At 34.9% G+C, this 21,327-nt stretch carries 28 protein-coding genes; 16 read left to right on the plus strand and 12 right to left on the minus strand.

Going from position 1 to position 21,327, the window contains the following annotated elements:
- Nucleotides 1-3 precede the first annotated feature (3 nt).
- The 3 genes from NBG71_RS03495 to bioD all read left to right on the plus strand — a co-directional run bounded on the left by NBG71_RS03495 (nucleotide 4) and on the right by bioD (nucleotide 3,125).
- On the plus strand, nucleotides 4-918 hold the full coding sequence (locus NBG71_RS03495) for a LysR family transcriptional regulator (RefSeq protein WP_075673814.1): 915 nt from the start codon (nucleotides 4-6) through the stop codon (nucleotides 916-918).
- Between the two features lie 128 nt (nucleotides 919-1,046).
- Nucleotides 1,047-2,258: a sugar metabolism global transcriptional regulator Mlc gene (gene mlc, locus NBG71_RS03500; protein ID WP_083629119.1), complete on the plus strand. Its 1,212-nt coding sequence runs from the start codon at nucleotides 1,047-1,049 to the stop codon at nucleotides 2,256-2,258.
- A gap of 195 nt (nucleotides 2,259-2,453) precedes the next feature.
- Nucleotides 2,454-3,125, plus strand: a complete 672-nt coding sequence (gene bioD / locus NBG71_RS03505) for a dethiobiotin synthase (protein ID WP_075673816.1) — start codon at nucleotides 2,454-2,456, stop codon at nucleotides 3,123-3,125.
- Between the two features lie 277 nt (nucleotides 3,126-3,402).
- Here bioD and NBG71_RS03510 read toward each other — a convergent pair whose 3' ends face one another.
- The 4 genes from NBG71_RS03510 to osmB all read right to left on the minus strand — a co-directional run bounded on the left by NBG71_RS03510 (nucleotide 3,403) and on the right by osmB (nucleotide 5,640).
- Nucleotides 3,403-3,639, minus strand: coding sequence for a DUF1161 domain-containing protein (locus NBG71_RS03510; RefSeq protein ID WP_250916536.1), 237 nt, complete (start codon nucleotides 3,637-3,639; stop codon nucleotides 3,403-3,405).
- A gap of 53 nt (nucleotides 3,640-3,692) precedes the next feature.
- A complete protein-coding gene (locus tag NBG71_RS03515) occupies nucleotides 3,693-4,049 on the minus strand; it encodes a DUF1283 family protein (protein ID WP_075673818.1) in 357 nt (118 codons plus the stop codon).
- A gap of 100 nt (nucleotides 4,050-4,149) precedes the next feature.
- Nucleotides 4,150-4,899, minus strand: a complete 750-nt coding sequence (ydfG, locus tag NBG71_RS03520; RefSeq protein WP_156733394.1) for a bifunctional NADP-dependent 3-hydroxy acid dehydrogenase/3-hydroxypropionate dehydrogenase YdfG — start codon at nucleotides 4,897-4,899, stop codon at nucleotides 4,150-4,152.
- A 519-nt stretch (nucleotides 4,900-5,418) separates the two neighbouring features.
- A complete protein-coding gene (gene osmB, locus NBG71_RS03525) occupies nucleotides 5,419-5,640 on the minus strand; it encodes an osmotically-inducible lipoprotein OsmB (RefSeq protein ID WP_006536908.1) in 222 nt (73 codons plus the stop codon).
- Between the two features lie 229 nt (nucleotides 5,641-5,869).
- Here osmB and tehA point away from each other — a divergent pair, with 229 nt between their 5' ends.
- Nucleotides 5,870-6,856, plus strand: coding sequence for a dicarboxylate transporter/tellurite-resistance protein TehA (gene tehA / locus NBG71_RS03530; RefSeq protein WP_075673820.1), 987 nt, complete (start codon nucleotides 5,870-5,872; stop codon nucleotides 6,854-6,856).
- A gap of 22 nt (nucleotides 6,857-6,878) precedes the next feature.
- On the opposite strand, the gene NBG71_RS03535 is transcribed toward tehA, so the two are convergent.
- Nucleotides 6,879-7,403, minus strand: a complete 525-nt coding sequence (locus tag NBG71_RS03535) for a P-loop NTPase family protein (protein WP_075673821.1) — start codon at nucleotides 7,401-7,403, stop codon at nucleotides 6,879-6,881.
- A gap of 61 nt (nucleotides 7,404-7,464) precedes the next feature.
- On the opposite strand from NBG71_RS03535, the gene NBG71_RS03540 reads away from it, so the two are divergent.
- The gene (locus tag NBG71_RS03540) at nucleotides 7,465-7,767 is read left to right on the plus strand and encodes a hypothetical protein (RefSeq protein WP_075673822.1); all 303 of its coding nucleotides are present in this window, start codon (nucleotides 7,465-7,467) and stop codon (nucleotides 7,765-7,767) included.
- A 77-nt stretch (nucleotides 7,768-7,844) separates the two neighbouring features.
- Here the strand turns inward: NBG71_RS03540 and dhaT are convergent, their stop codons facing one another.
- Nucleotides 7,845-9,008 carry a 1,3-propanediol dehydrogenase gene (dhaT, locus tag NBG71_RS03545; RefSeq protein ID WP_075673823.1) on the minus strand — a complete coding sequence of 388 codons (1,164 nt, stop codon included), beginning with the start codon at nucleotides 9,006-9,008 and terminating at the stop codon, nucleotides 7,845-7,847.
- A gap of 261 nt (nucleotides 9,009-9,269) precedes the next feature.
- Here dhaT and NBG71_RS03550 point away from each other — a divergent pair, with 261 nt between their 5' ends.
- From NBG71_RS03550 to arsC, 3 genes are all read left to right on the plus strand, one after another.
- Entirely contained in the window at nucleotides 9,270-9,605 is a 336-nt protein-coding gene (locus tag NBG71_RS03550) for a metalloregulator ArsR/SmtB family transcription factor (protein ID WP_075673824.1), read from the plus strand.
- A 74-nt stretch (nucleotides 9,606-9,679) separates the two neighbouring features.
- Nucleotides 9,680-10,969 carry an arsenic transporter gene (locus NBG71_RS03555; RefSeq protein ID WP_075673825.1) on the plus strand — a complete coding sequence of 430 codons (1,290 nt, stop codon included), beginning with the start codon at nucleotides 9,680-9,682 and terminating at the stop codon, nucleotides 10,967-10,969.
- Between the two features lie 10 nt (nucleotides 10,970-10,979).
- Nucleotides 10,980-11,405: a glutaredoxin-dependent arsenate reductase gene (gene arsC / locus NBG71_RS03560; protein WP_075673826.1), complete on the plus strand. Its 426-nt coding sequence runs from the start codon at nucleotides 10,980-10,982 to the stop codon at nucleotides 11,403-11,405.
- A 163-nt stretch (nucleotides 11,406-11,568) separates the two neighbouring features.
- On the opposite strand, the gene NBG71_RS03565 is transcribed toward arsC, so the two are convergent.
- From NBG71_RS03565 to NBG71_RS03575, 3 genes are all read right to left on the minus strand, one after another.
- Complete coding sequence (locus tag NBG71_RS03565; RefSeq protein WP_191902050.1) at nucleotides 11,569-12,690, minus strand: ribosomal protein uL16 3-hydroxylase; 1,122 nt, start codon at nucleotides 12,688-12,690, stop codon at nucleotides 11,569-11,571.
- 366 nt (nucleotides 12,691-13,056) lie between these two features.
- On the minus strand, nucleotides 13,057-14,175 hold the full coding sequence (locus NBG71_RS03570; RefSeq protein WP_211839008.1) for a hypothetical protein: 1,119 nt from the start codon (nucleotides 14,173-14,175) through the stop codon (nucleotides 13,057-13,059).
- A 4-nt stretch (nucleotides 14,176-14,179) separates the two neighbouring features.
- Nucleotides 14,180-14,746: a DUF6037 family protein gene (locus NBG71_RS03575; RefSeq protein ID WP_196576491.1), complete on the minus strand. Its 567-nt coding sequence runs from the start codon at nucleotides 14,744-14,746 to the stop codon at nucleotides 14,180-14,182.
- Nucleotides 14,747-15,069: 323 nt separating this feature from the next.
- Here NBG71_RS03575 and NBG71_RS03580 point away from each other — a divergent pair, with 323 nt between their 5' ends.
- The gene (locus NBG71_RS03580; protein WP_250916537.1) at nucleotides 15,070-15,414 is read left to right on the plus strand and encodes a hypothetical protein; all 345 of its coding nucleotides are present in this window, start codon (nucleotides 15,070-15,072) and stop codon (nucleotides 15,412-15,414) included.
- 202 nt (nucleotides 15,415-15,616) lie between these two features.
- Here the strand turns inward: NBG71_RS03580 and NBG71_RS03585 are convergent, their stop codons facing one another.
- From NBG71_RS03585 to NBG71_RS03595, 3 genes are all read right to left on the minus strand, one after another.
- Nucleotides 15,617-15,844: a hypothetical protein gene (locus NBG71_RS03585; protein ID WP_137021597.1), complete on the minus strand. Its 228-nt coding sequence runs from the start codon at nucleotides 15,842-15,844 to the stop codon at nucleotides 15,617-15,619.
- 41 nt (nucleotides 15,845-15,885) lie between these two features.
- Complete coding sequence (locus tag NBG71_RS03590) at nucleotides 15,886-16,722, minus strand: DUF6236 family protein (protein WP_137021598.1); 837 nt, start codon at nucleotides 16,720-16,722, stop codon at nucleotides 15,886-15,888.
- Nucleotides 16,723-16,864: 142 nt separating this feature from the next.
- Complete coding sequence (locus tag NBG71_RS03595; protein ID WP_250916538.1) at nucleotides 16,865-17,056, minus strand: hypothetical protein; 192 nt, start codon at nucleotides 17,054-17,056, stop codon at nucleotides 16,865-16,867.
- A 371-nt stretch (nucleotides 17,057-17,427) separates the two neighbouring features.
- Between NBG71_RS03595 and NBG71_RS03600 the strand changes: the two genes are divergently transcribed.
- The 7 genes from NBG71_RS03600 to NBG71_RS03630 all read left to right on the plus strand — a co-directional run bounded on the left by NBG71_RS03600 (nucleotide 17,428) and on the right by NBG71_RS03630 (nucleotide 21,322).
- Entirely contained in the window at nucleotides 17,428-17,628 is a 201-nt protein-coding gene (locus NBG71_RS03600) for a hypothetical protein (protein WP_250916539.1), read from the plus strand.
- Nucleotides 17,616-18,731 (plus strand): replication initiation factor domain-containing protein, encoded by a 1,116-nt coding sequence (locus NBG71_RS03605; protein ID WP_250916540.1) that lies wholly within the window; start codon nucleotides 17,616-17,618, stop codon nucleotides 18,729-18,731. Before NBG71_RS03600 ends, NBG71_RS03605 begins: the two co-directional genes overlap by 13 nt.
- Before the next feature lie 13 nt (nucleotides 18,732-18,744).
- The gene (locus NBG71_RS03610; protein WP_235365889.1) at nucleotides 18,745-19,017 is read left to right on the plus strand and encodes a single-stranded DNA-binding protein; all 273 of its coding nucleotides are present in this window, start codon (nucleotides 18,745-18,747) and stop codon (nucleotides 19,015-19,017) included.
- A gap of 8 nt (nucleotides 19,018-19,025) precedes the next feature.
- Nucleotides 19,026-19,244 carry a hypothetical protein gene (locus NBG71_RS03615; RefSeq protein WP_250916541.1) on the plus strand — a complete coding sequence of 73 codons (219 nt, stop codon included), beginning with the start codon at nucleotides 19,026-19,028 and terminating at the stop codon, nucleotides 19,242-19,244.
- A 7-nt stretch (nucleotides 19,245-19,251) separates the two neighbouring features.
- Complete coding sequence (locus NBG71_RS03620; protein ID WP_250916542.1) at nucleotides 19,252-19,491, plus strand: hypothetical protein; 240 nt, start codon at nucleotides 19,252-19,254, stop codon at nucleotides 19,489-19,491.
- 91 nt (nucleotides 19,492-19,582) lie between these two features.
- A complete protein-coding gene (locus tag NBG71_RS03625) occupies nucleotides 19,583-21,031 on the plus strand; it encodes a hypothetical protein (RefSeq protein ID WP_250916543.1) in 1,449 nt (482 codons plus the stop codon).
- 3 nt (nucleotides 21,032-21,034) lie between these two features.
- On the plus strand, nucleotides 21,035-21,322 hold the full coding sequence (locus tag NBG71_RS03630) for a DUF2523 family protein (protein WP_250916544.1): 288 nt from the start codon (nucleotides 21,035-21,037) through the stop codon (nucleotides 21,320-21,322).
- Nucleotides 21,323-21,327 lie beyond the last annotated feature (5 nt).

The following is a 21,327-nucleotide window of genomic DNA, read 5'->3' on the forward strand; positions in this document are numbered from 1 at the left end:
AATATGAATATTGAACTTAGGCATTTACGTTACTTTATTGCCGTAGCAGAAGAGCTTCATTTTGGTAAAGCCGCAGAAAGATTAAACATTTCTCAGCCTCCTTTAAGCCAACAAATACAAGCACTTGAAGGTGAAATAGGCGCTAGGCTATTAGAACGAACTAACCGTTCTGTTTCGTTAACACCTGCAGGACAAATGTTTTTAAAAGAGTCGTATCAAATTATGGCGCAGGTCAACGCAGCCGCAACACGTGCCGCTAGAATGGAAAAAGGTGAGTTAGGTGAAATTTCAATTGGTTTTACCTCAACGACACCTTTTATGCATTTAGTCACCTTGAGTTTGCGACAATTTAGAGAGAACTATCCTGAAGTCGGTATTCATATGCATCAAATGAATACAAAACAACAGATATCGCCGTTACTGACAGGACGTATTGATCTGGGGATCATGCGAAACACGACGTTACCCGAAAATTTGCACCACCAGCTATTGTTTCGTGAGCCTTTTATTTTAGCGGTTTATGAAGGGCATCCTTTACTTGCTTACAAAGAAATGGGCGTTAATATTCAAGATATTGGGCAATATCCTTTTGTTTTCTTTGAAAGAGATGTTGGTACGGCTCTTTATGATGAGATTATTCAATTGCTTAGTTTGTCAGGGATTACGCCAACTATTGCACAAGAAGCGGGTGAAGCCATGACGATTTTAGGACTGGTTGCCGCAGGGCTTGGTATTTCGATCGTGACAAAATCATTTACGCGAATGAAAGTCGATGGTGTGCATTATCTACACTTTGCAAATTCTCAGGCGTTTTCTGAGGTTTGGCTAGTTTCTCATAATAAGCGAGCCATTCCAGCGGCAGCGAATCGATTAACGCAATTACTATTAAAAAATATCTTAGATCACCAAAAATCTTGATTTATCTGTGTTTTTGATCACGCTTTTTATGTAAGTATTGTACAATTATCACAAATTGACGACATAATCGGTAATGAATTATTTGGAGCCTCGAATTAATTATGGCTCCTTAATTAAGGATGCATTCAATGGGGAACCAACCTAGTCACATCGATCACGTAAAACAATTTAATCTTGGCACAGTCTTTCGCTTGATTGATGAACATGGTCCCATTTCTCGTATTTCACTGTCAAAAAAGGCAGAGCTTGCGCCAGCAAGTATTACTAAGATCACACGAGAATTAGTTGAAGCACACCTTATTCATGAAACAGAGTTCCCAGATGTGGGATTTCGTGGCAGACCTGCGGTCGGATTAAAATTAGAAAGTCAAGGCTGGCAATTTCTCTGTATCCGCGTCAATAAAGGTAGTTTGCTTTTTAGTTTAAGAGAATTAGATAGCAAGCTGGTTACTGAAGATACTTTCGATTTCCCCAAAGAATATAGCGATGACTTTCTTAATCACTTTTTAGTTACAATTGATAAATTCTTCGAACGTTATCAATCTCGTGTTGAGAGATTGACGGCAATTAGTATTACAATGAATGCTATTGTTGATCCCATTAGTGGCGTTATTTATAGCTCACCTTATTATGATATTAAAGACATTCCACTTGCCGATAAAATTCATGAAAAAACAGGTGTTTCTGTATTTTTACAACATAGCGTAACTGCATGGACAATGGCCGAATCGTTATACGGTGCGGCAAAAAACAATTCAGACGTTCTGCAAATTGTTATTGATGATATTGTTGGTGCTGGCGTGATAAGTAATGGAAAAACATTACACTCTAACAGTCATAGTGCCGTTGAAATTGGACATACTAAAGTTATCGATTCTCAAAATAGCTGTTATTGCGGGGCAAAAGGGTGCTTAGAAACAGAAATTGCTATTCCTCAATTAATTAAAAAAGCCCAATTATTAGCTCAAGAAGATCCGACTTCGTTGCTGAACAAATATCCTATTACTATAGAAACATTGTGTGATGCAATATTAGTTGGCGATAAATCAGCGCTTGAGATTGTTAATTTAGTTGCTCAACGATTAGGTTTTATTTTGGCGGTCATGATTAATGTCTTTAATCCGCAAAAAATATTAATTGGTTCACCACTTTGTCGAGCCAAATCCATTCTTTTTCCTTTGATCTTGAAGCAAGTTCAATATCACGTTATGCCACGTTATGCGCAGTCTTTAATTATTGAAGAAACAGAGTTAAGAAACAAAGGAACATTGCCTGCGGCTTCGCTTGTAAAAGAAGCTCTCTACAATGGCTCTTTGTTAATTGAGTTGATGCAAGGCTAGGTTAAGTGAAAAAATCGTAACAAAAGTGTTTTTCAAGCGTAAATCTGTCAATTGATCATTAACGAATTCTCTATTTTCGACCAATTAACTAAAAAATTGAGCTATCTCAAGCCACCAGAAACAGTGTTACCCTAAACTCTAATCTCTGTCATTTTTTATGAACCTGATTTATCTGTCATAACGGAAGTAAATTATATGTTAACACGCTTTTTTGTTACGGGGACAGATACCAACGTGGGTAAAACTGTTGTAACCCGAGCACTTCTTCAGTCATTAAATCGTGGCGGGTCAACGGCAGTGGGTTATAAGCCTATTGCAACAGAATTACATGAAACGGCTGATGGTGAACGTAATCGTGACGCTATGATTATTCATAATTCATCGCCAGTTGAAGTTCGCTACGACGAAATTAATCCTATTTTGCTTGATAATTGTTATGTTAGTGAAAATGAAATTGATTTTAATAAGATTTCAAATGAGCTCGACAGTTTAAGTAAAAAAGCAGAGTGTGTTGTTATCGAGGGTAATGGCGGTTGGCGTTATCTGCTCGATGATAATACCTTTTATTCTGATTGGGTGGTAAAAGAACAAATTCCAGTTGTTTTGGTTGTCGGTATTCAACCAGGCTGTGTTAATCACTCAATATTAACAGCGCAATCTATTATCAACGATGGTGTAAAATTAGTAGGTTGGGTTGCGAATAGAATAAATCCAGGATTACCTTATTACGCGAAAATAGTGGAAAGGCTGTCTCAGCATATTCCTGCACCGCTGATTGGTGAAATCCCATATTTGTTACGTCCTGAAGAACGTGATCTCTCTTGTTACCTAGATTTAAGTCAGTTGGAAATCGCTGTACCTGCTTAAGAGAGAATATAAATAAGTAACGAAGTGGATTGCTATCTGTTTTTAAACGATACCAAACTTGTTACTTTTAAACGCCTGATGAGTAAACTCATTGGGTGTTTTTGTTTTTTCTGATTTCGCCTCAAGTATAACTAATGATAAAAGTAACACACAAAATTGAAGCTAAATAAGATAAAATGCAGATAAATCAGATGAATAGTCATTGATAAACAGTGGCAAAGAAAAAGGGCGCTTATATTGCGCCCTTTTTTAATCACAAGATGTTATCAACTATAGATTAATGACGAATATAGATGATTTTCTTACTATCATTTTCGCAAGTTCCGACAACTTTACCATCTGTTTGAGCAACTTGGTCGTTTTCAACAACAGTTAAAGTAAAGTTAGCTGCTGGCACGCCATTGTTAACGATTTTTTGTTGAATAGATTCAACGACTTCATCACATCCCGCATTCGCGGCTAAAGGTGCAAATGCAACAAGAGTGGCCATTACTGCAAATACATATTTTTTCATATCATTCTCTCCTTGTTTTACGAAGTAAAACATCACTGTTTTACACAATTTTCTTACGGGTTAACAGGGCGACCAGTATTACTGTCTAAACAACGACGCGTTTCAGGCTCCCAATATGCATAGACATTCGCACTTTTTAGACAAGCATCTCGCTCATCAATGGCTTTATCTACTTTATTAAATTCAATTTTTTCTCGTTGATTAACTTGGGTACGAAGCTCGCGCTTTTGATCCCAGTCTTCTTTCATTTGTCGAGCTTGTTCTTTATCTAAGACATTGTCATAGCCATCGCCATTAATGGTTACATTAGTTGAAGCGGCAACAGAAGAAAAAGAAGACACTGATAAACCAAGAAATAAGGAGAACACCATGGTTCTGATGGCTTGTTTCTTAGTTAGTGTGTTTATCATGGTTGCTATCCTCTAAAGTTATGTAGCTATTGCTCTCAATGACTATTATATCTTAATAATTATAGCTGATACCTTAATAAAAAATGTGTTTTCAGTGCGTTTAATTTTGACGATGAACACTTAATCCTGCAAATGACTGACTTACAGGCATCATTTCTAAGGTATTGATATTTACATGAGCAGGTAATGTCGCTGTCCAATATACCGCTTCTGCGACATCTTCAGGTGTTAATGCATTTGCATTGGCATAAGTTTGCTCAACTTTATCACTATCACCTTTAAAACGAACTAATGAAAACTCTGTACCACCAACAAGGCCCGGTTCAATATCGGTCACACGAACTTTTTTACCTTGGAGGTCTGCACGCAATCCTAAACTAAATTGCTTAACAAACGCTTTAGTGGCGCCATAAACATTGCCGCCCATATAAGGCCAAGAGGCTGCTGTTGAGCTGATATTAATAATATGACCTTTATTTCTTTCAACCATAAAAGGAAGAATAGCGCGAGTGACATGAACCAGACCTTTATTATTTGTCTCGATCATCGTATCCCAGTCATCAAGGTTAGCTTTATCGGCGGTATTTAAACCTAGGGCTAAGCCTGCATTATTGACTAATACATCAATTTCACGCCATTTTTCAGGTAATTGGGTGTAAATTTCACTGACTGCTTTTTTATCTGTGACATCTAACTGTAACGGATAAAATTGTTCACCTAGCTCTTTATGCAAGTTATTAAGTTTATTCAAACGACGAGCAGTACCAATAACTTTATGTCCATGGCTGATAAAATGGCGAGCAATGGCTTCACCAAAGCCAGCGGAAGCACCCGTGATAAAAATAATCATTTAATTACCCTCGATAGTTATAATATTTGAAAGTAAAAGGCTATCACTAGAAAGAGTCAAGTTTAAAAACCGGCTTTGTGATAAATCAGGCTAAAAACCAGCCCCTTTTCTTATATGAAAGATTTTTATCTTTAATAATAACCTGTATTTTTGTTTTTAACTGGAAGAACAAGAGGTGATTATTTAGTTAAAAACAAAGAAGATAAAATTCAAGCCTGCTATCAAGGTAAAACAAATAAACTCAGTAAGAACATAGTGATAATAATAATGATGCTACCAATTACAGCAATCGTTAGTGTGGGTGATAAAAGAAAACAGAAGTAACAAAAAATAAAGGTCACTACGATATGAACTAAATCGCTACACGACTTATATAAAACCACGATGGTTTTTTTTAATTGAGAGAGAAACGATTTGTTCATATCACACCAAAATAAATGCAGATTATCTTATTGTGACTCGTTGCTAGACTGAGTCAAAAAAATATAAACTCAGTCTAACAAAATATTAAAACAACGGTTATTTTTTACCAACTTGATGGCCAATAACGCCACCTAAGACACCGCCACCAATGGTGCCCAATGCGCTACCATCAGTTAAAATAGCGCCACCGATAGCACCTGCGCCGGCACCAATTGCTGTATTACGGTCGCGTTTTGTCATGCTAGAACAGCCCGCAAGTGAAAAAAGCAGAACAGAAGCGACACATAGTGTTCCAATCTTTTTTAACGTGATATTCATTTTTATAAACTCCGATATAAAGGACAATATAAAGATAAACTTATCGTATTTATACAGGGATCGGAATATTCGGGAACAACGGAGAGAAAACTCTTAAAATGAGTGAACACTTATAACATACATTTTAAATGCATTTAATCAAAATAAATTTTATTATCTATATTATTATTTGATGCTCAGATGAAAAGCATCAATGTATTATGTCATTTATATGAGTTAACGTAACAATATGATATTGATAAATAAATTAAAAACACTCTCTTCACAATTCGCATCGGGTTATTTTGGTGTTGTATTAGGGATGATTGGTACGGGGATGGCATGGCGTTATGCAGCAAAAGAGCACAACTATCCGTCTTATATTGGTGAAATATTTATTGGTGTAGGTTGTTTGGTTTGGTTAACACTTACACTATTTTTGCTGAGTAAATGGCTATTTCATCGACAAGCAATTATTGATGAAATTAAACATCCGGTTGCCAGTGGATTTACTAGCTTATTTCCCGCAACGACAGTCTTAGTCTCGATAGGACTAAACCCATATTTACCGTTATTTTCTCTGACACTGTTTAGCATAGGAGCAATTGCTCAGTTAGGGTATTCCAGTTGGTTAATTGGTTATCAATGGAAGGGTGAATATCCTAAAATGGCGACGACACCAGTTTTATATTTACCCACAGTTGCGAACAATTTCATTTGTACCATGGCATGTGGTGCATTAGGTTTTAATGATCTGGGTGTTTTATTTTTCGGTGCCGGTGTATTTTCTTGGTTAAGTTTAGAACCCGCTATTTTAAAAAGAATACGCAGTGAAGGGTTAATGGATGAAAAATCACGGCTATCATTTGGTATTCAATTAGCACCTGCTTTAGTTGCTTGTAGTGCTTACTTGGCTATCAATGACAATCATATCGATTTCTTCGCTAAAATGTTATTAGGCTATGGTCTTTTACAGCTTCTGTTTATGGTGAGATTAATTCCTTGGTTTGTTAAACAGCCTTTTTCATTACCTTTTTGGAGTTTCTCTTTCGGTGTATCTGCATTGGCAAAAGCTTCATTAAATATGAGTATGACATCTAATAGTCATTTTATGCAGCTACTCTCAACAGCACTATTTATCTTTGCTAATTTAATAATCTTATTACTGATTTGGCACTCATTATTATGGGCTTTTAAAGGACTAAAACAATTATGTTGTCCATCTAAAGCACTTTAATAAACATAAAAACAAAGAGAGCCTAAACAAAATTATTTAGGCTCTTTTTATTTTCAAGTTGCTTATTACATATTTCTACACATAAAGAAATATCATGAATAACAATAACTTTTGAAGATAATTCGGGATGATTATTAAAAAAAACATCTAAGCGTTTATTATATTGCTTTGAAAAGCGAAGAAGTTCCCACGTATTTACTAACGTTTCTTTAGGTAATTGGCGCTTAATTCTATTAATAAATAAACGCTTTATTAAGTAATTAACACGTTTCCAATAAGGAATGTCTATTCTAAAAATAACAGTGCAGTCATTAAGAAAGGGTAATAAACGTTTGTCGTAAGCACCTTCAACGATCCATTTATCTGTTTCTTTAATGGCATTTACTTGAGATGTTATAAAATCCTCACTATTTTTATGGAATTCATCTCCAGTCATATCCCAATAAATGGCATCAAACGGATATACAGGTAAAGACAACGCAGTTGCAAGTTGCTTAGATAATGTTGTTTTTCCTGCTCCAGAGGGGCCCATAATACAAATCTTCATTTCTTTTTCAATAAGTTGCTTTAAGATAAGAATAGTATAAAGGGAAATAGAGCTAATAACGATGAAAAGAAAGTTAATTAAAAGAAATAAACGCTGGCTGATGGAAAAATATCACCTTTCACAACAACTATTTGCACCATTATCGGTTATTTTAAAAGAGAATAAATTAGAGTCACAAGCAAATCGATATTACCGCTTATGGCGAAGAGGTTTAATTAAAGAAGATTGGAATCAAGCCATTTTTGATACCGGTGTTGCAATAGTGCCTCAACGGCGATTTGATGGACGAGTTATTTATCACGATAGAGTTTATAACAAAGAATTAGTGCCATTAGAATATAAAAAAAAATGGAAAGCATTTTAAACGAATAGGATTTGTGATGTATAAATTGTTAAAAAACCCGTTAACACAATATTATTAACGGGTCAGATACTGAAACCTTAAAATGCTTGACGGAAAATTTCAATGATCTCTTTTTCATTACCTTTACGAGGATTAGAGAATGCATTACCGTCTTTAAGTGCCATTTCTGCCATATATGGGAAATCAGACTCTTTCACGCCTAATTCACCTAAATGTTGCGGAATACCAATATCCGCAGATAGGCGAGCGATAGCCGAAATAGCGCGTTCTGCTGCATCCATCACTGATAACCCTGTGATGTTTTCACCCATAAACTCAGCAATATCTGCAAATTTTTCTGGGTTAGCAATCAGGTTATAACGCAGTACATGTGGTAATAGCACTGCATTAGCTACACCATGTGGCATATCATATAAGCCACCTAATTGGTGAGCCATTGCATGAACATAACCAAGGTTAGCATTATTAAATGCCATTCCTGCTAAAAGTGAAGCATAAGCCATATTTTCACGAGCTTTTAGATTTGTCCCCAAGGCTACAGCTTGACGCAAGTTACGAGAAATTAAACGGATTGCTTGGATCGCTGAAGCATCAGTGACGGGGTTTGCATCTTTAGAAATATAAGCTTCAACTGCGTGAGTTAACGCATCCATACCCGTTGCGGCAGTCAGTCCTGCTGGTTTGCCAAGCATTAATAGTGGGTCGTTAATAGAAACAGAAGGGAGGTTACGCCAGCTTACAATAACAAATTTAACTTTAGTTTTGGTATTGGTCAGAACACAGTGGCGGGTGACTTCACTTGCTGTACCCGCAGTTGTATTCACTGCAATAATCGGTGGAAGTGGATTTGTTAGTGTTTCAATACCCGCATAATTGTAAAGGTCGCCTTCATGAGTGGCTGCAATACCAATACCTTTACCGCAGTCATGTGGGCTACCGCCACCTACAGTAATTATCATGTCGCATTGTTCTTTGCGGAACATTGCAAGACCTTCAAGAACATTAGTGTCTTTTGGGTTAGGTTCAGTGCCATCAAATACGGCAACATCAATACCCGCTTCTTTTAGATAACCGATAGTTTTATCTACGGCGCCATCTTTTATTGCTCGTAGACCTTTATCTGTTACCAGCAGGGCTTTTTTACCACCCAATAATTTGCAACGTTCGCCAACAACAGAGATAGCACCTGGACCAAAAAAGTTAACATTCGGTACCAGGTAATCAAACATACGATAGCTCATGATAAACCTTCCAATATCAGATTATTATTCAGATAAATTAAAGTATTAGTGCATTCTCACACCATAGTTTATTAAGTCAAGAGACATGGCTCATTAACAAGGTGAATCGATTCATTTAACTTTGGTTCATTTGATATAAGTCAACAGGATATGCTTTCTTTGAGAGGGTGAGGTTAAGTAAAAATAACGATTTAAATACATATGGTTTGACAGATATGTATTTCAGGTATACGTTGGTGTTTATCAAAGAGAGGAGCAAATATGGAACCGTTGCAATTATTTAAGGTATTAAGTGATCCAACAAGGCTAGATATTGTGTTGCTGCTAAAAGCATCTGGCGAGTTGTGTGTTTGTGACATCTATACTGCCTTAAATTTATCCCAACCAAAAACGTCTCGCCACCTCGCCATGTTACGGGAAAGCGGGCTATTACTTGATTCTAAGCATGGGAAATGGGTTCACTATCGTTTATCTCCGACATTATTACCTTGGGTGAAAAACATTATTGAAGTCACTTATGAGACAGAGAAAAATAAAATAGCAGGTTTGCTTCAATCTATTGAAAAGAAAGAAACGGTTATCTGCTGTTCTGAATAAATTTTTTTAATTAAATATATATGAAAAAACAGATATGACCTATCTGTATGATAGGTCTTCTGTGAGAGGTTTTTATGCTTATTGCAGTATTAATATTTGTTCTAACAATTACTTTTGTTATTTGGCAGCCTAAAGGATTGGGGATTGGTTGGAGTGCAACAATAGGGGCGTTAATCGCACTATTACTAGGTGTCATTAATCTCCAAGATATTCCTGTGGTTTGGAATATTGTCTGGAATGCAACCGCGACATTTGTTGCTGTTATTATTATTAGCCTTATTCTTGATGAAAGTGGTTTCTTTGAATGGGCTGCGCTTCATGTTGCAAAATGGGGCGGTGGAAAAGGTCGGCTTTTATTTAGCTATATTATCCTGTTAGGGGCATCCGTTGCAGCACTTTTTGCCAATGATGGTGCCGCACTTATTTTAACGCCTATTGTGATCGCAATGTTGTTAGCGCTTGGGTTTAGTAAAGGTACAACACTAGCTTTTGTTATGGCAGCAGGATTTATTGCAGATACAGCAAGCTTACCTTTAATTGTTTCAAATTTAGTCAATATCGTCTCTGCTGATTTCTTTAATATCGGGTTTACAGAATATGCTTCAGTGATGATCCCCGTTGATATTGCCGCTATTATCGCGACATTAATTATGTTGCATTGGTTTTTCCGCAAAGATATTCCTCAGCAATATGACATCTCTAAATTAGCGGTACCTGCGACAGTAATTAAAGATGTAAAAACATTTAAAGCAGGCTGGTTGGTATTACTTCTTTTATTATTTGGCTTTTTTATATTGGAACCTTTGGGTATTCCAATTAGTGCCATTGCTGCAGGTGGTGCCGTAATTTTGTGGTTTATTGCAGCACAAGGAAAGACGATTAATACTCGAAAAGTTTTACGAGGAGCACCTTGGCAAATCGTGATCTTTTCCCTTGGTATGTACCTTGTTGTTTATGGATTACGTAATGCGGGTTTGACTCAATATCTGTCAGAAATTCTCGATTTCCTATCAAGCAAAGGTGTATGGGTTGCAACTTTAGGAACAGGATATATCACCGCATTTCTATCATCAATTATGAATAATATGCCAACAGTCCTTGTTGGTGCCTTATCCATTGAGGGCAGTAATGCTACGGGGTTAATTAAAGAGGCAATGATTTATGCCAATGTAATTGGTGCAGATTTAGGCCCTAAAATTACGCCAATAGGAAGTTTAGCGACATTATTGTGGTTACATGTTTTGTCACAAAAAAATATGACCATTACATGGGGATATTATTTTAAAACGGGCATTGTTATGACCATCCCAGTGCTAACAGTAACATTGGTTTCATTAGCGCTTAGACTGACATTAATGAATTAGTGGTGGCAATATGAATCGCATTGTAATTTATCACAATCCCCATTGTGGTACTTCACGAAATACGCTTGAAATGATACGCAACAGTGGTATAGAGCCTGAAATTATCCTTTATCTTGATACGCCACCCTCTAAGCATGTTTTAGAGAAACTCATCACTGATATGGGAATTTCTGTTAGGGCATTATTACGAAAGAATGTTGAACCCTATGATAAATTAGATCTTGATAATGTTAATGCGACTGATGAGCAACTTATTGATTATATGCTGCAATATCCAATATTAATCAATAGACCTATCGTTGTGACACCATTGGGAACACGATTATGTCGACCTTCTGAAGTTGTTTTAGATATTCTTTCACAAGCACAGAAAGGTGCTTTTTCAAAAGAAGATGGACAAAATGTTGTCGATGAAAAAGGAAATAGGCTGGTATAAAAGAGTCTATTAACTCTATTTTTACGGTAATAAAAACCTAGTTAAAACGAGGTTTTTTTGTTGTTATTAAGCCAACACCATCTGATTTGAGAAAAAAGAAGGGCGGAAACGATCAAATAAAACACCTGCAAGCAGGTGTTTTATCATATTCCGCAGATAAGGCCTATTCTTCGAAGTACCAATACCCTTGATTGATAAATTCAGTTAATTCCGCAACAAAGGCTGAGTCCATCAGTGCTTCACCGAGTTCATCTTTTCCAACTTCTGTAAACTGGCACAGTGCATTTGCTCCCTTCATTTCTTGGGTAGCCCAACATTCTGTATTTACAAAGAAATTATCTTCGATACGTAGGACGCGTAGTCCGCTCAATCGGATCAGTTTTTCACCATCATTCAGAGCACTCAATACTTCTTCAGGCTGATATGGTGGTTCTGCTGGAGCGATATCCAGTTCATGACGTGGTGTAGTGGCAAAACGGCCTAACCATTGTTCAAAATCACCGGGCTTGTTGATCATTTCAATCATCATGGCACGCAGGCGTTCAACTTCATGAGTTTCCATTCTTCCTGAATTGTCACGTACAGTTAGGTTAGGATCGCCATAATTTATCCCGCCCAGATCTTGCTCCAGCGCATAGTCTGCAAAACTACTCAGTAAATCACGGCCATTTGGTCCACGAAAGCCGACAGAATAGTTCATGGTATCTTCGAAAGTGAAGCCATCGTGAGGGAATCCAGGTGGAATATACAGAATATCTCCCGGCGCCATTTCCACATCAATAATTGGCTCAAACGGATCAACATGTAGTAATGCCGGATGTGGGCAGAACTGACGCATTGGCAGGGCATCACCGACACGCCAGCGACGGCGTCCCATTCCTTGAATGATAAAAACATCATAGTTATCAATATGTGGTCCGACACCGCCTCCGGGTACTGAATAGGAGATCATCAGATCATCAAGACGCCATTCAGGCAATACACGGAACGGTTTCACTAACTCAGCTGACGGCATATGCCAATGGTTGACGGCCTGTACTAGTAGTGACCATCCTTCTTCGCCTAATCCGCTATAATCTTCAAACGGACCATGACTTGCCTGCCATTTGTTGTCAGTTAAGCTGACAAGACGGCTGTCGATTTCTGGCTCCATTGCCAGACCTGCCAGTTCATCTGGTGTGATAGGATCGACAAAATTAGGAAATGCATTTTTCAATACAACAGGTTTCTTTTGCCAGTATTTTTCTAAAAATTCAGGCCAGTTAAGATTCAGTTTGTTAACCATGTGACCACATCTGTGTAAATAAATAAGTGGGTAATTATAGAAGTAATGCACTGCAATATTTTTGTTTGGTGTCAAATGCCCATCAATAACACGGATAGGAATATGACAATATAAAGGGATATGGGTAGGGGATTTTACTTCTCTCACTGAGGTTTTAGTGCTTATCTATCTCTTTTTAATTCTGTGCTTTTCTTCTTTTTCTTATTTATTATAAAGTTAATAGAGTCTAGTTTATTTCTTATTAACTATTGCTATATTTAACCGATATTCCTACGGAGCGTTAGCCATATTATGTCTTTATACTTAGAAGACAACGATGGGAGTTTGATGACGGTTCGTCTTTACACATAGAGTGCATTATGCGAATCAATTATTGTCGAAATAAAGCATTATTTTTAATTTTAAAAAATTAACTTCTTTAGAATCTAATATGGAAAAGGAATACTCTCCATTGCTGATTTCATTCATTCTATCTAAATAATATTCGCCTAATGAGTCGATATTATCATTGTAAAGCCATGTATGTAATTTAGTTAATTCGTATGTATGGGATTTATTTTTTAAAGAGTAGTTAATAGCTTTGCTTTCTTTTAAATCAATTAAATTCATGTCTTGCAGATTTTTTCTTATCTCACTAATTAAAGGCTCTAAAGCTTTCTTAAATATAATTTCTTTTTTCTTTAGCCCATTTTCGCCTAAGTTAATTCGGAATATCTTGATTAAATCATTTATGGTATAGATGTAATGTTCATTATTTAACCTTATCTCAGCTTCGTTTTTTAATATCTCCAATTCAGAAGCAATATCTTGTGAATTTTTAATTGGTATTTTTTTGTATTCATCACAAAAATTCTTATACTGTTTGTTAATTTCCGTCATTAAATCTTTTATGTAACAATATCTAGAATTAAAATACTCTATCAATTCATTGATTTTTATACCAAATTTTAAATCATCTTTATCTATTGCATTGGGGTAAACTCGTACACTTAAATCATTATCATCAAATATTGGATGAAAAGGCCAGCTAGCAAATAATTTTTCATTTTCATTTCCATTGAGATTAGTTGGATGAGCACCAAAATGAGCTCGAATCTCTTTAAAATAGTCGTCATCATTTATATTTTTTATTGCTTTGTTTTTAAATATATTATTCTCTTTGAGAAATGGCCATTTTTTAAGCTTATAATCATCCAATAAAATACGATGCAATTGTTTTATCGCGTCTAAAGTAATATCAATTGAAGAAATAAAAGAGTATATTTGCATAACCTTTACATCTATATCTTCAGATAGAGAGGGAAAATTATATAAATAATTAGTTGTGACACCAATCCAATCCATGCTACTACATATAGGATTGAATAAATTTTTATTGCGAATATTTGAATATTTTACATAAATAAAGCGATTATTATCATTCACTAAATCTCGAAACTCTCTAATTAAATCTTTTTTTATAATTTCTTTTAATTTATCTTCCATGATATTAATTCCTGATAACGGGGCAATGACTCCAAATTGCTGAATTGTTATTATTTCTAGAAAAATAATAAGCTTCCCTTCCTAAGAGAGCTAATGTTTTTGCTAAATTATCTTCTGTTACATTTTTACCATCTGTTATATGTTCGCGCCAATGATCAAAATACGGTCTTTCTCGGTCATATTTGATATCTCGTCTTAAATTTAAAATCTCTCGTTCATCTATTTTCTCAAGATTAGCTTTTGTTGGTGATTTTTTATCTAGATCTAAAAAAAATGATTTGGTACTTAGCTTATTACTATTTTTTCCAATATATAGAAGATGTTGAAGTCGTTTGAATGTATCGATATTGATGAATGTTTCTAGTTTAAATCCATTTGTTACATTGAATAGAAAAAATTCGGGGGTATCTGTACGAGACGTCAAAGTTAAGACAAATGGGTTTTCTGAAATTGAAAAACAGACATTGAAACTAATGGCGCCTAACTGAACATTATAAATTTGAACTGACAATTTATTTGAACGCATGTCGTTGTAAAGACTTTTAAGATTTTCCATAACAATTTGTGGCATATCTAATCCTCTTTTTAGTACAAGCATTATCTTTAGTGAAGGGCAGTTAAAACCCCGTGCTGTACTACGGGGGTAGTCTCAGGGGAATATCAAGATTTCCGCATAAATGACTAAAAAAAGAGCTACATTTATTAATCATTCACATAAAAAATCTTTATTATATTTAATATAACATATCCTTATATATTGGATAGTGTTAGGTACCGCATTTCTAATTTCCGAGCAACGGATATCAGACAAGAAGAAAAAGTGGCTTAGAGGTCATTTATGGCAACACGAAATATAAAAGTGATTTTCAGTGTGATATTGAAGATTTGTGGCAAGTGATTACATCGACAGAAAATTATCAATGGCGAAGTGATTTACGCAGTATTGAAGTGATAAACGATCATAAATTTATTGAACATACCAAAGATGGTTATTCGACCATCTTTACGGTAACAGCCCAAGTGCCATATCAACGATGGGAGTTTGATATGGAAAATGAAAACATCAAAGGCCATTGGATTGGTGTTTTTACCTCTGATAATGGAATTACTGAAATCGACTTTACGGAAGTCGTGATATCCAAAAAGATATTCTTAAAACCTTTAGTGAAGTGGTATCTGAAGAAAAGACAGAAAACCTATATTCAAGACCTAGAAAAAGCATTGGCGAATAAGCCTTAAGTTAAGAATGTACCAACATAATCAACCAGCCTAAAACAGAGATTTCAGTGGCTATCCGTATTTAGATACCAAGATTCGCATAATAGATATGTCGCTATGTTAAAAAGGGTTCTGACCGATTGCGGTAAAATGGGGTTGGGGTTTACCGCAATCGGGAAGGTTCGTCTTTAGACATAGAGCGCATTATGCGAATCTATATTATTTAACTTTTATTTATTTGTACTTTTGCATTAATTGTTGTGTTTAACTCAATTGAAATTGCTTTAGTTAATTCAGCAATAAACATTGGATTGTTTTTGGAAAATCCATTCCCAAAGATTTTATCAATTTCATGAATTATATAATTCATATTTCCTAAGACAGTTGTTCTTGCATCCGTTAAAGCTTCTACAGCAGTTAATTTTTGTATGTCTTTTATTAAATCACTCATATTAACCTCTATTATTATGCAAACAGATTTTCAATAAAATATCATTTAAAGTTATTTCTTATGCTATTGATATAATTGAAATTTGATGGGCATTGTGCTTTTGGTGCCATTATTGTTTTTATTGCTGTAATTAATCCAGCTCCCGCAACTCCTGCAATCAATGGACTCATTCCTATTAATGAATGAATACCTGCTGCACTAATTGCTCCACTAAAGATAATACCTGAAAAATCAGAGTGGATTACATGTTTTAAGTTTGTTGTTAATCTTTTCATTCCTGATTCACGAATGGTTTTATCTATATCCTTTAAAGCTAATTCCAATTTAGCTAGCTGCATGTTTTTTGCTCTAGGTATATCTTTTGCTGAAATAATTGCTTCATTAATTTCATCTAAATAACATCTGAAAGCAATTAATTCATCTTTTCTTTTATCTTTAAAATTTAATATATCATCTAAAGGCGTATTTGCACTTGGAACCGGCAACATGTCATAAAGTTCTAATTCTACACCTGTAACTTCCGCATAATCAGTATAAAAAGGTATATTTGCAAGTTGAGCTATTGTCCAGCATCCTGGTTCATCAGTGTTATTTTTTCTAAAAGCAGCTTCTTGAGCTGCCACAAAAAACTCACCTCTACCAGAATTTACTCTTCCTTGAAACATAACCCGAGTGCGCTTTACATGACCTGTTGTTATTAAATAATCAATATCTTCAGAACCTATTTCGATTAATGGATTTGATGGATAATCGATTTCATCCCAATACATCAGATATTTTCTAAGGTCGATTGGATTTATTGGCATACCACATCTAATTCCGCCCGTATATATTGGTTCAAATGGGGGCGATATTACAATTCCTTTTTTTTTGCTCATTTTTACCTCAGAAAATAACCTTATAGTTGTTAAAGAAAGTGCCAGCTCTAAAACCCCCGTGCTGTACTACGGGGGTAGTCTCAGGGTAACTACAGGCTTTCAGCCAACATAACTAAAATTCCTTTCTTCATAAAAAGGGCATTTAGCTCTTCTTTTCTCCCGCTGATTTTGAAAATTTGCGGTAATCATCCTCTGTAATTGAGTCGATCCCTTTACGGATAAGCCAGTCTAAAACTTCCGTATCTTTTACTGGGACTTTTAATTCAATCACAGCTTTCACTGTTTCTTTTTCAACTAATCGCCATGTGTTGTCATTAATGTGTTTTGTTGGCATGAGACCTCCATCGAAATTCTTAGATTATCATAATCTAAATTCTAAAATTATGTTGACTATTAGAATCTAAGAACTTATAAATACCCCATCAAATAAATATTTAGATTCTTAGAAAATAACTTGGTAAGTATTTTCATTACTAAAGAGGACATTAAAATGAATATTTTCAAATCTTTACAAAACAGTGTTTTCTTTAAAAATCAATATGTTATGAAAAACACCTTGCGCACGCGATCGCAAAATGATTTTTCAATATTAATTGATTGATTTTAAAGAATATTATCTTTAAATGTTATCGTTTTGTTAATCTTTAGATGAGTTTGAAAATATAAATTATTTGCTAATATCTTATTTTTTATAGAAAAACGACTATGAATATTGTTTATTTTGATTTTATTGAGGGATACGGGATCAATGCCAAAGTTGGGATTGATTGGGATTTTTATCGTTCTTTCGATGAATTGATTAAAGAATGTTCATGTTGTTTTTTTGATGATTTTATTTTAGCGCCAACAACTGCTAAATCAGGGAGTTTTATTGGCTATCAGGAGATATTATTATGCCTGATATGAATGAACATGCTGTTTTTATTGATTTTTTGGCATTTTCAGCACCAATATCCGTTATGAGAGATGTCCATACTTTCCAAGAACAAGGGTTTTTATGGGAAAAATTCAAATCGTTACCTAGCTATCAAAGATATAAATCTGAAGAATTAGTGAGTTACGCTGATATTGTTGATGTACCAGTATCAGCATTATCTGAAGAAGAACTTAATTATTATGAATCTAAGATTTTATCTTGTTATTTTTCTCGATTAAAAACTTGGTTGTCATCTGTTTTTGGTTTAGTGATGGGAGCTCCTCGCGGTAAAGGAGGATTTGCTTATCAAGATTCAGCGATCTTATATAGTGATGAATCGGGTTCTGAACACTATGGAATGGTTTATTGGGGCGGAAATAATAACACATTTTACGTTCAAATATCGGGAAAGGGGTGTGCCCATGTGTTTAACGGAATCACGCCAAAAAAAGTGCATAAATGGCTAACTCATTTAGATATTTTGACTGTGAAACGTCTTGATCTGGCAACTGATGATTATGATGGAATTTACACATGTGATTCAGCATTACAGGCATATCGTGATGATGCTTTTTATGGAGGAAAAGGACCCAAACCAAAATTAGAGACTTCATTAGCGATTGATTCTGATGGGTGTCCAACAAAAGAAATTGTAAATGTTGGTTCTCGAAAATCTCGCGTTTATTGGCGTATATATAATAAAGCGTTAGAACAAAAAGTATCAGGAACCTGGTATCGTTCAGAAGTCGAATTAAAGGAAATATCTGTTGATGTTTTATTAAATATTTCAAGCATCTATACAGGACTGTGTGCTTATTCTGCTCAAATAAATACGAGTAAACCGCAATCAATGCCAAGATTATTAGGCAGAAAAGCCATCGACTCTATTGAAGCTAAAGTAAGATGGTTAAGAAAACAAGCCTCTGCGAATATTGCCAAAGTATTCCATTTTTTTAATGGTGATATTAATACTGTTTTATCTATGATAATTCGTGAAGAACATATTAGTGACATGAAATTAAAATTTGATATTCCTCCAATATATCAAAAGTTATTAAATGACAAATTAAAAACCAACCAATGTCCTTTTTAAAAGGTAATAAATAATGATTAAAATAGAAATCAATGATATTGATGGAAAGGTCAATAGTAAACAAGTTGTATCTAAATCAACAGGTGAAGTACTAACATTTCGTGAACAAGTTGCTTATATTTATAATGGTGGTGTTTATCCTGAAAAATTTATTATTCAATTAGATAAAGAAGCGCCACCTTATGCATCAGGTTTTTATACTTTAGATGATTGCTCATTTAGTGTTGGTGACTTTGGCTCTCTAAAAATAAAATCATTGAAACTCATTCCAATAAACAATAAATAAAATGGGAAATGAATAATAATTCGGTAGTGGGTACTATTTGTTATGAATCAGGTGAGAAATGCCAAACTATTAATTTAACTATTCAAACAAATAATAAAGATTATATTCCTAATATTGATTATGGCATAGCAAGTCAATATTGGGGGGTAGCATTCATGACGATCATATCCCTTTATTTATTTTCTTTGGGAATTGGTCAAATTTTAAAATTAGTTAAAAATGCATAAGGTTATTATGAATAAAATGAAATTGAAATCATCATTACAAGCAGGATTAGTATTGTTAACTCTTTTTTCAAGTTCAAGTTTTGCTGTTGAAAATGTGAGTAAAGGTGTTGATTTAACTCAAATGACTAATGGCGTCAACTTTGATTCTGTTCTTGTTGGTGTTTTGGCTGTCGGGGGGTCGCTTGTAGCTTTATATGGAGGATTTGCAGGCGTTCGTTGGATATTACGTATGGTGAAAGGTGCTTAAATTATAATTCAATAAGGAAGGGGGCTTTTGCTCCCTTTATATTAATGATAACTGAACTTTGGTATTTGATAATATTTATTTGGGGATTATTATGCGCATGGGCAGTTATTCTAGGGCTAAAGGGATAATCCTTATTTTAATTATTTTTATTGGCCTATTTTATCCTGTATATAGAGCTTATGCCGCTTTACCGCTTCTTGCCGCAAGAGCAATTATTCCTGCTATTACAGGACGCTTAATCATGACGCGTGCGATGCAAACGGCCGCGAATGATGCTGTATATCTTAATGTTGTAAATAACACCACAAGAGCTATTTCAGCAACCACACGGGCGAACGCCACAGCAGTTGGAACTCAATCATTTTTTCGTTCATCATCAGGAGCATTAACATGGGCAGGTGTGGGATACTCAGTGGGTGATCTGCCAGCCTCTTATTTTTCTGATAAAGGAAATGTCATGGTTGCGACTACGGGAAAATCATTGGGAGATGGTCGTTATTCTGTTGAAATTGATGGAAAAACATATATTACAGACTTCTTACCAACAGAAGATAACCCTTTTATTGCCACTCCTATTATCAATAAAAATAACCAAAGCCGTATTGTGTCTGAATTAGACTCCAGTGTGCAGTGGTATTCCCCAATTTCATATGATCCTAAGCAGTATGTTACTGGCAGTATAGAAAGTGTAGCCTCAGGCATTTTTGAGTACGACAGGCGATCTGGCGGTGAATGCCCATCAGATGCGAAGGGCTGTCATTATGAATTCAAAATTAAAAATATAGAGTCAAACCCTAAATCAACATCGTATGTTAAATACGAATTTACTGTCCATTATACAAATAGTGAAGGAGAGCAAAAAACAAGATCTTATTATCCTATTCAAGAATATCAAATTTACTATAATAAAGAGTTTATTGCCGACCAAAACGAACCAGAGAAACAATATACACTAGCTAATGATAATGATGGTTTCTCTTCTTTAGAAGAACTTAAAGAGCAACAATTAGATTTAGATAAATTGGCCTCAATTTTAAATAATCTTTTTTATCAATCAGCAACTCAACCTGATTATGATGGTATTCCTATTACATCATCTAATCCAATTACGGCGGATGAAATCAGAGCGGTTTATCCAGACTATAATAAACTTACTGATTTTGACTTGTTATATCCAGCACAAGTTAAACCTGATGGTGAATTAATTGTTAATACGCCAGGAGTTTCTCAAGGTAATAATGGAAAAGGAAAGGTTGAATTAGATTTTGGTGATTATCCTAATATTGATGCGCCAGAGCTTGATGAACCGCCCACAGGAAAAGAAATATTAGAGCCAATCGAAAATTTATTTCCATTTATGAAAGAGATTAATATTTCCTCTAAAGAGGTGAGTTGTCCTGTTGCTGAGTTTCATGTTTTTAATACACCTTATAAACTAGATTCGCATTGTGTCTTATTAGAAGAAAATAAGGCTATTTTTCAACTTATCGCGAGCATTGTTTGGGGTTTTTTATCTTTACGTATTATTTTAAGTGCATAAATTATGTTTAAATTATTACTTTCCGTATTTAATACCTCTTTAGGTTTTATTTTTAGAACACTCATTATTAAATTTATTTTATTCTTCTCATTATATTTTGTTGTTCATGAGTTTATTGCTGTTATGGCGACATGGTTACCTAAAAGTACGAATTTACCTCAATTGTTTTCATCATTGCCTGATGGTGTATGGTATTTTATGAATCTATTTCTTATTCCTTATGGGATCACTTTATTATTAAGTGCCTTATTCACTCGATTTATTATTAGACGTATTCCGCTCATTGGCTAATAAGA

The sequence above is a fragment of the Proteus sp. FZP2095 genome (assembly GCF_023701425.1).
Classification (GTDB): Bacteria; Pseudomonadota; Gammaproteobacteria; order Enterobacterales; family Enterobacteriaceae; genus Proteus; species Proteus cibarius.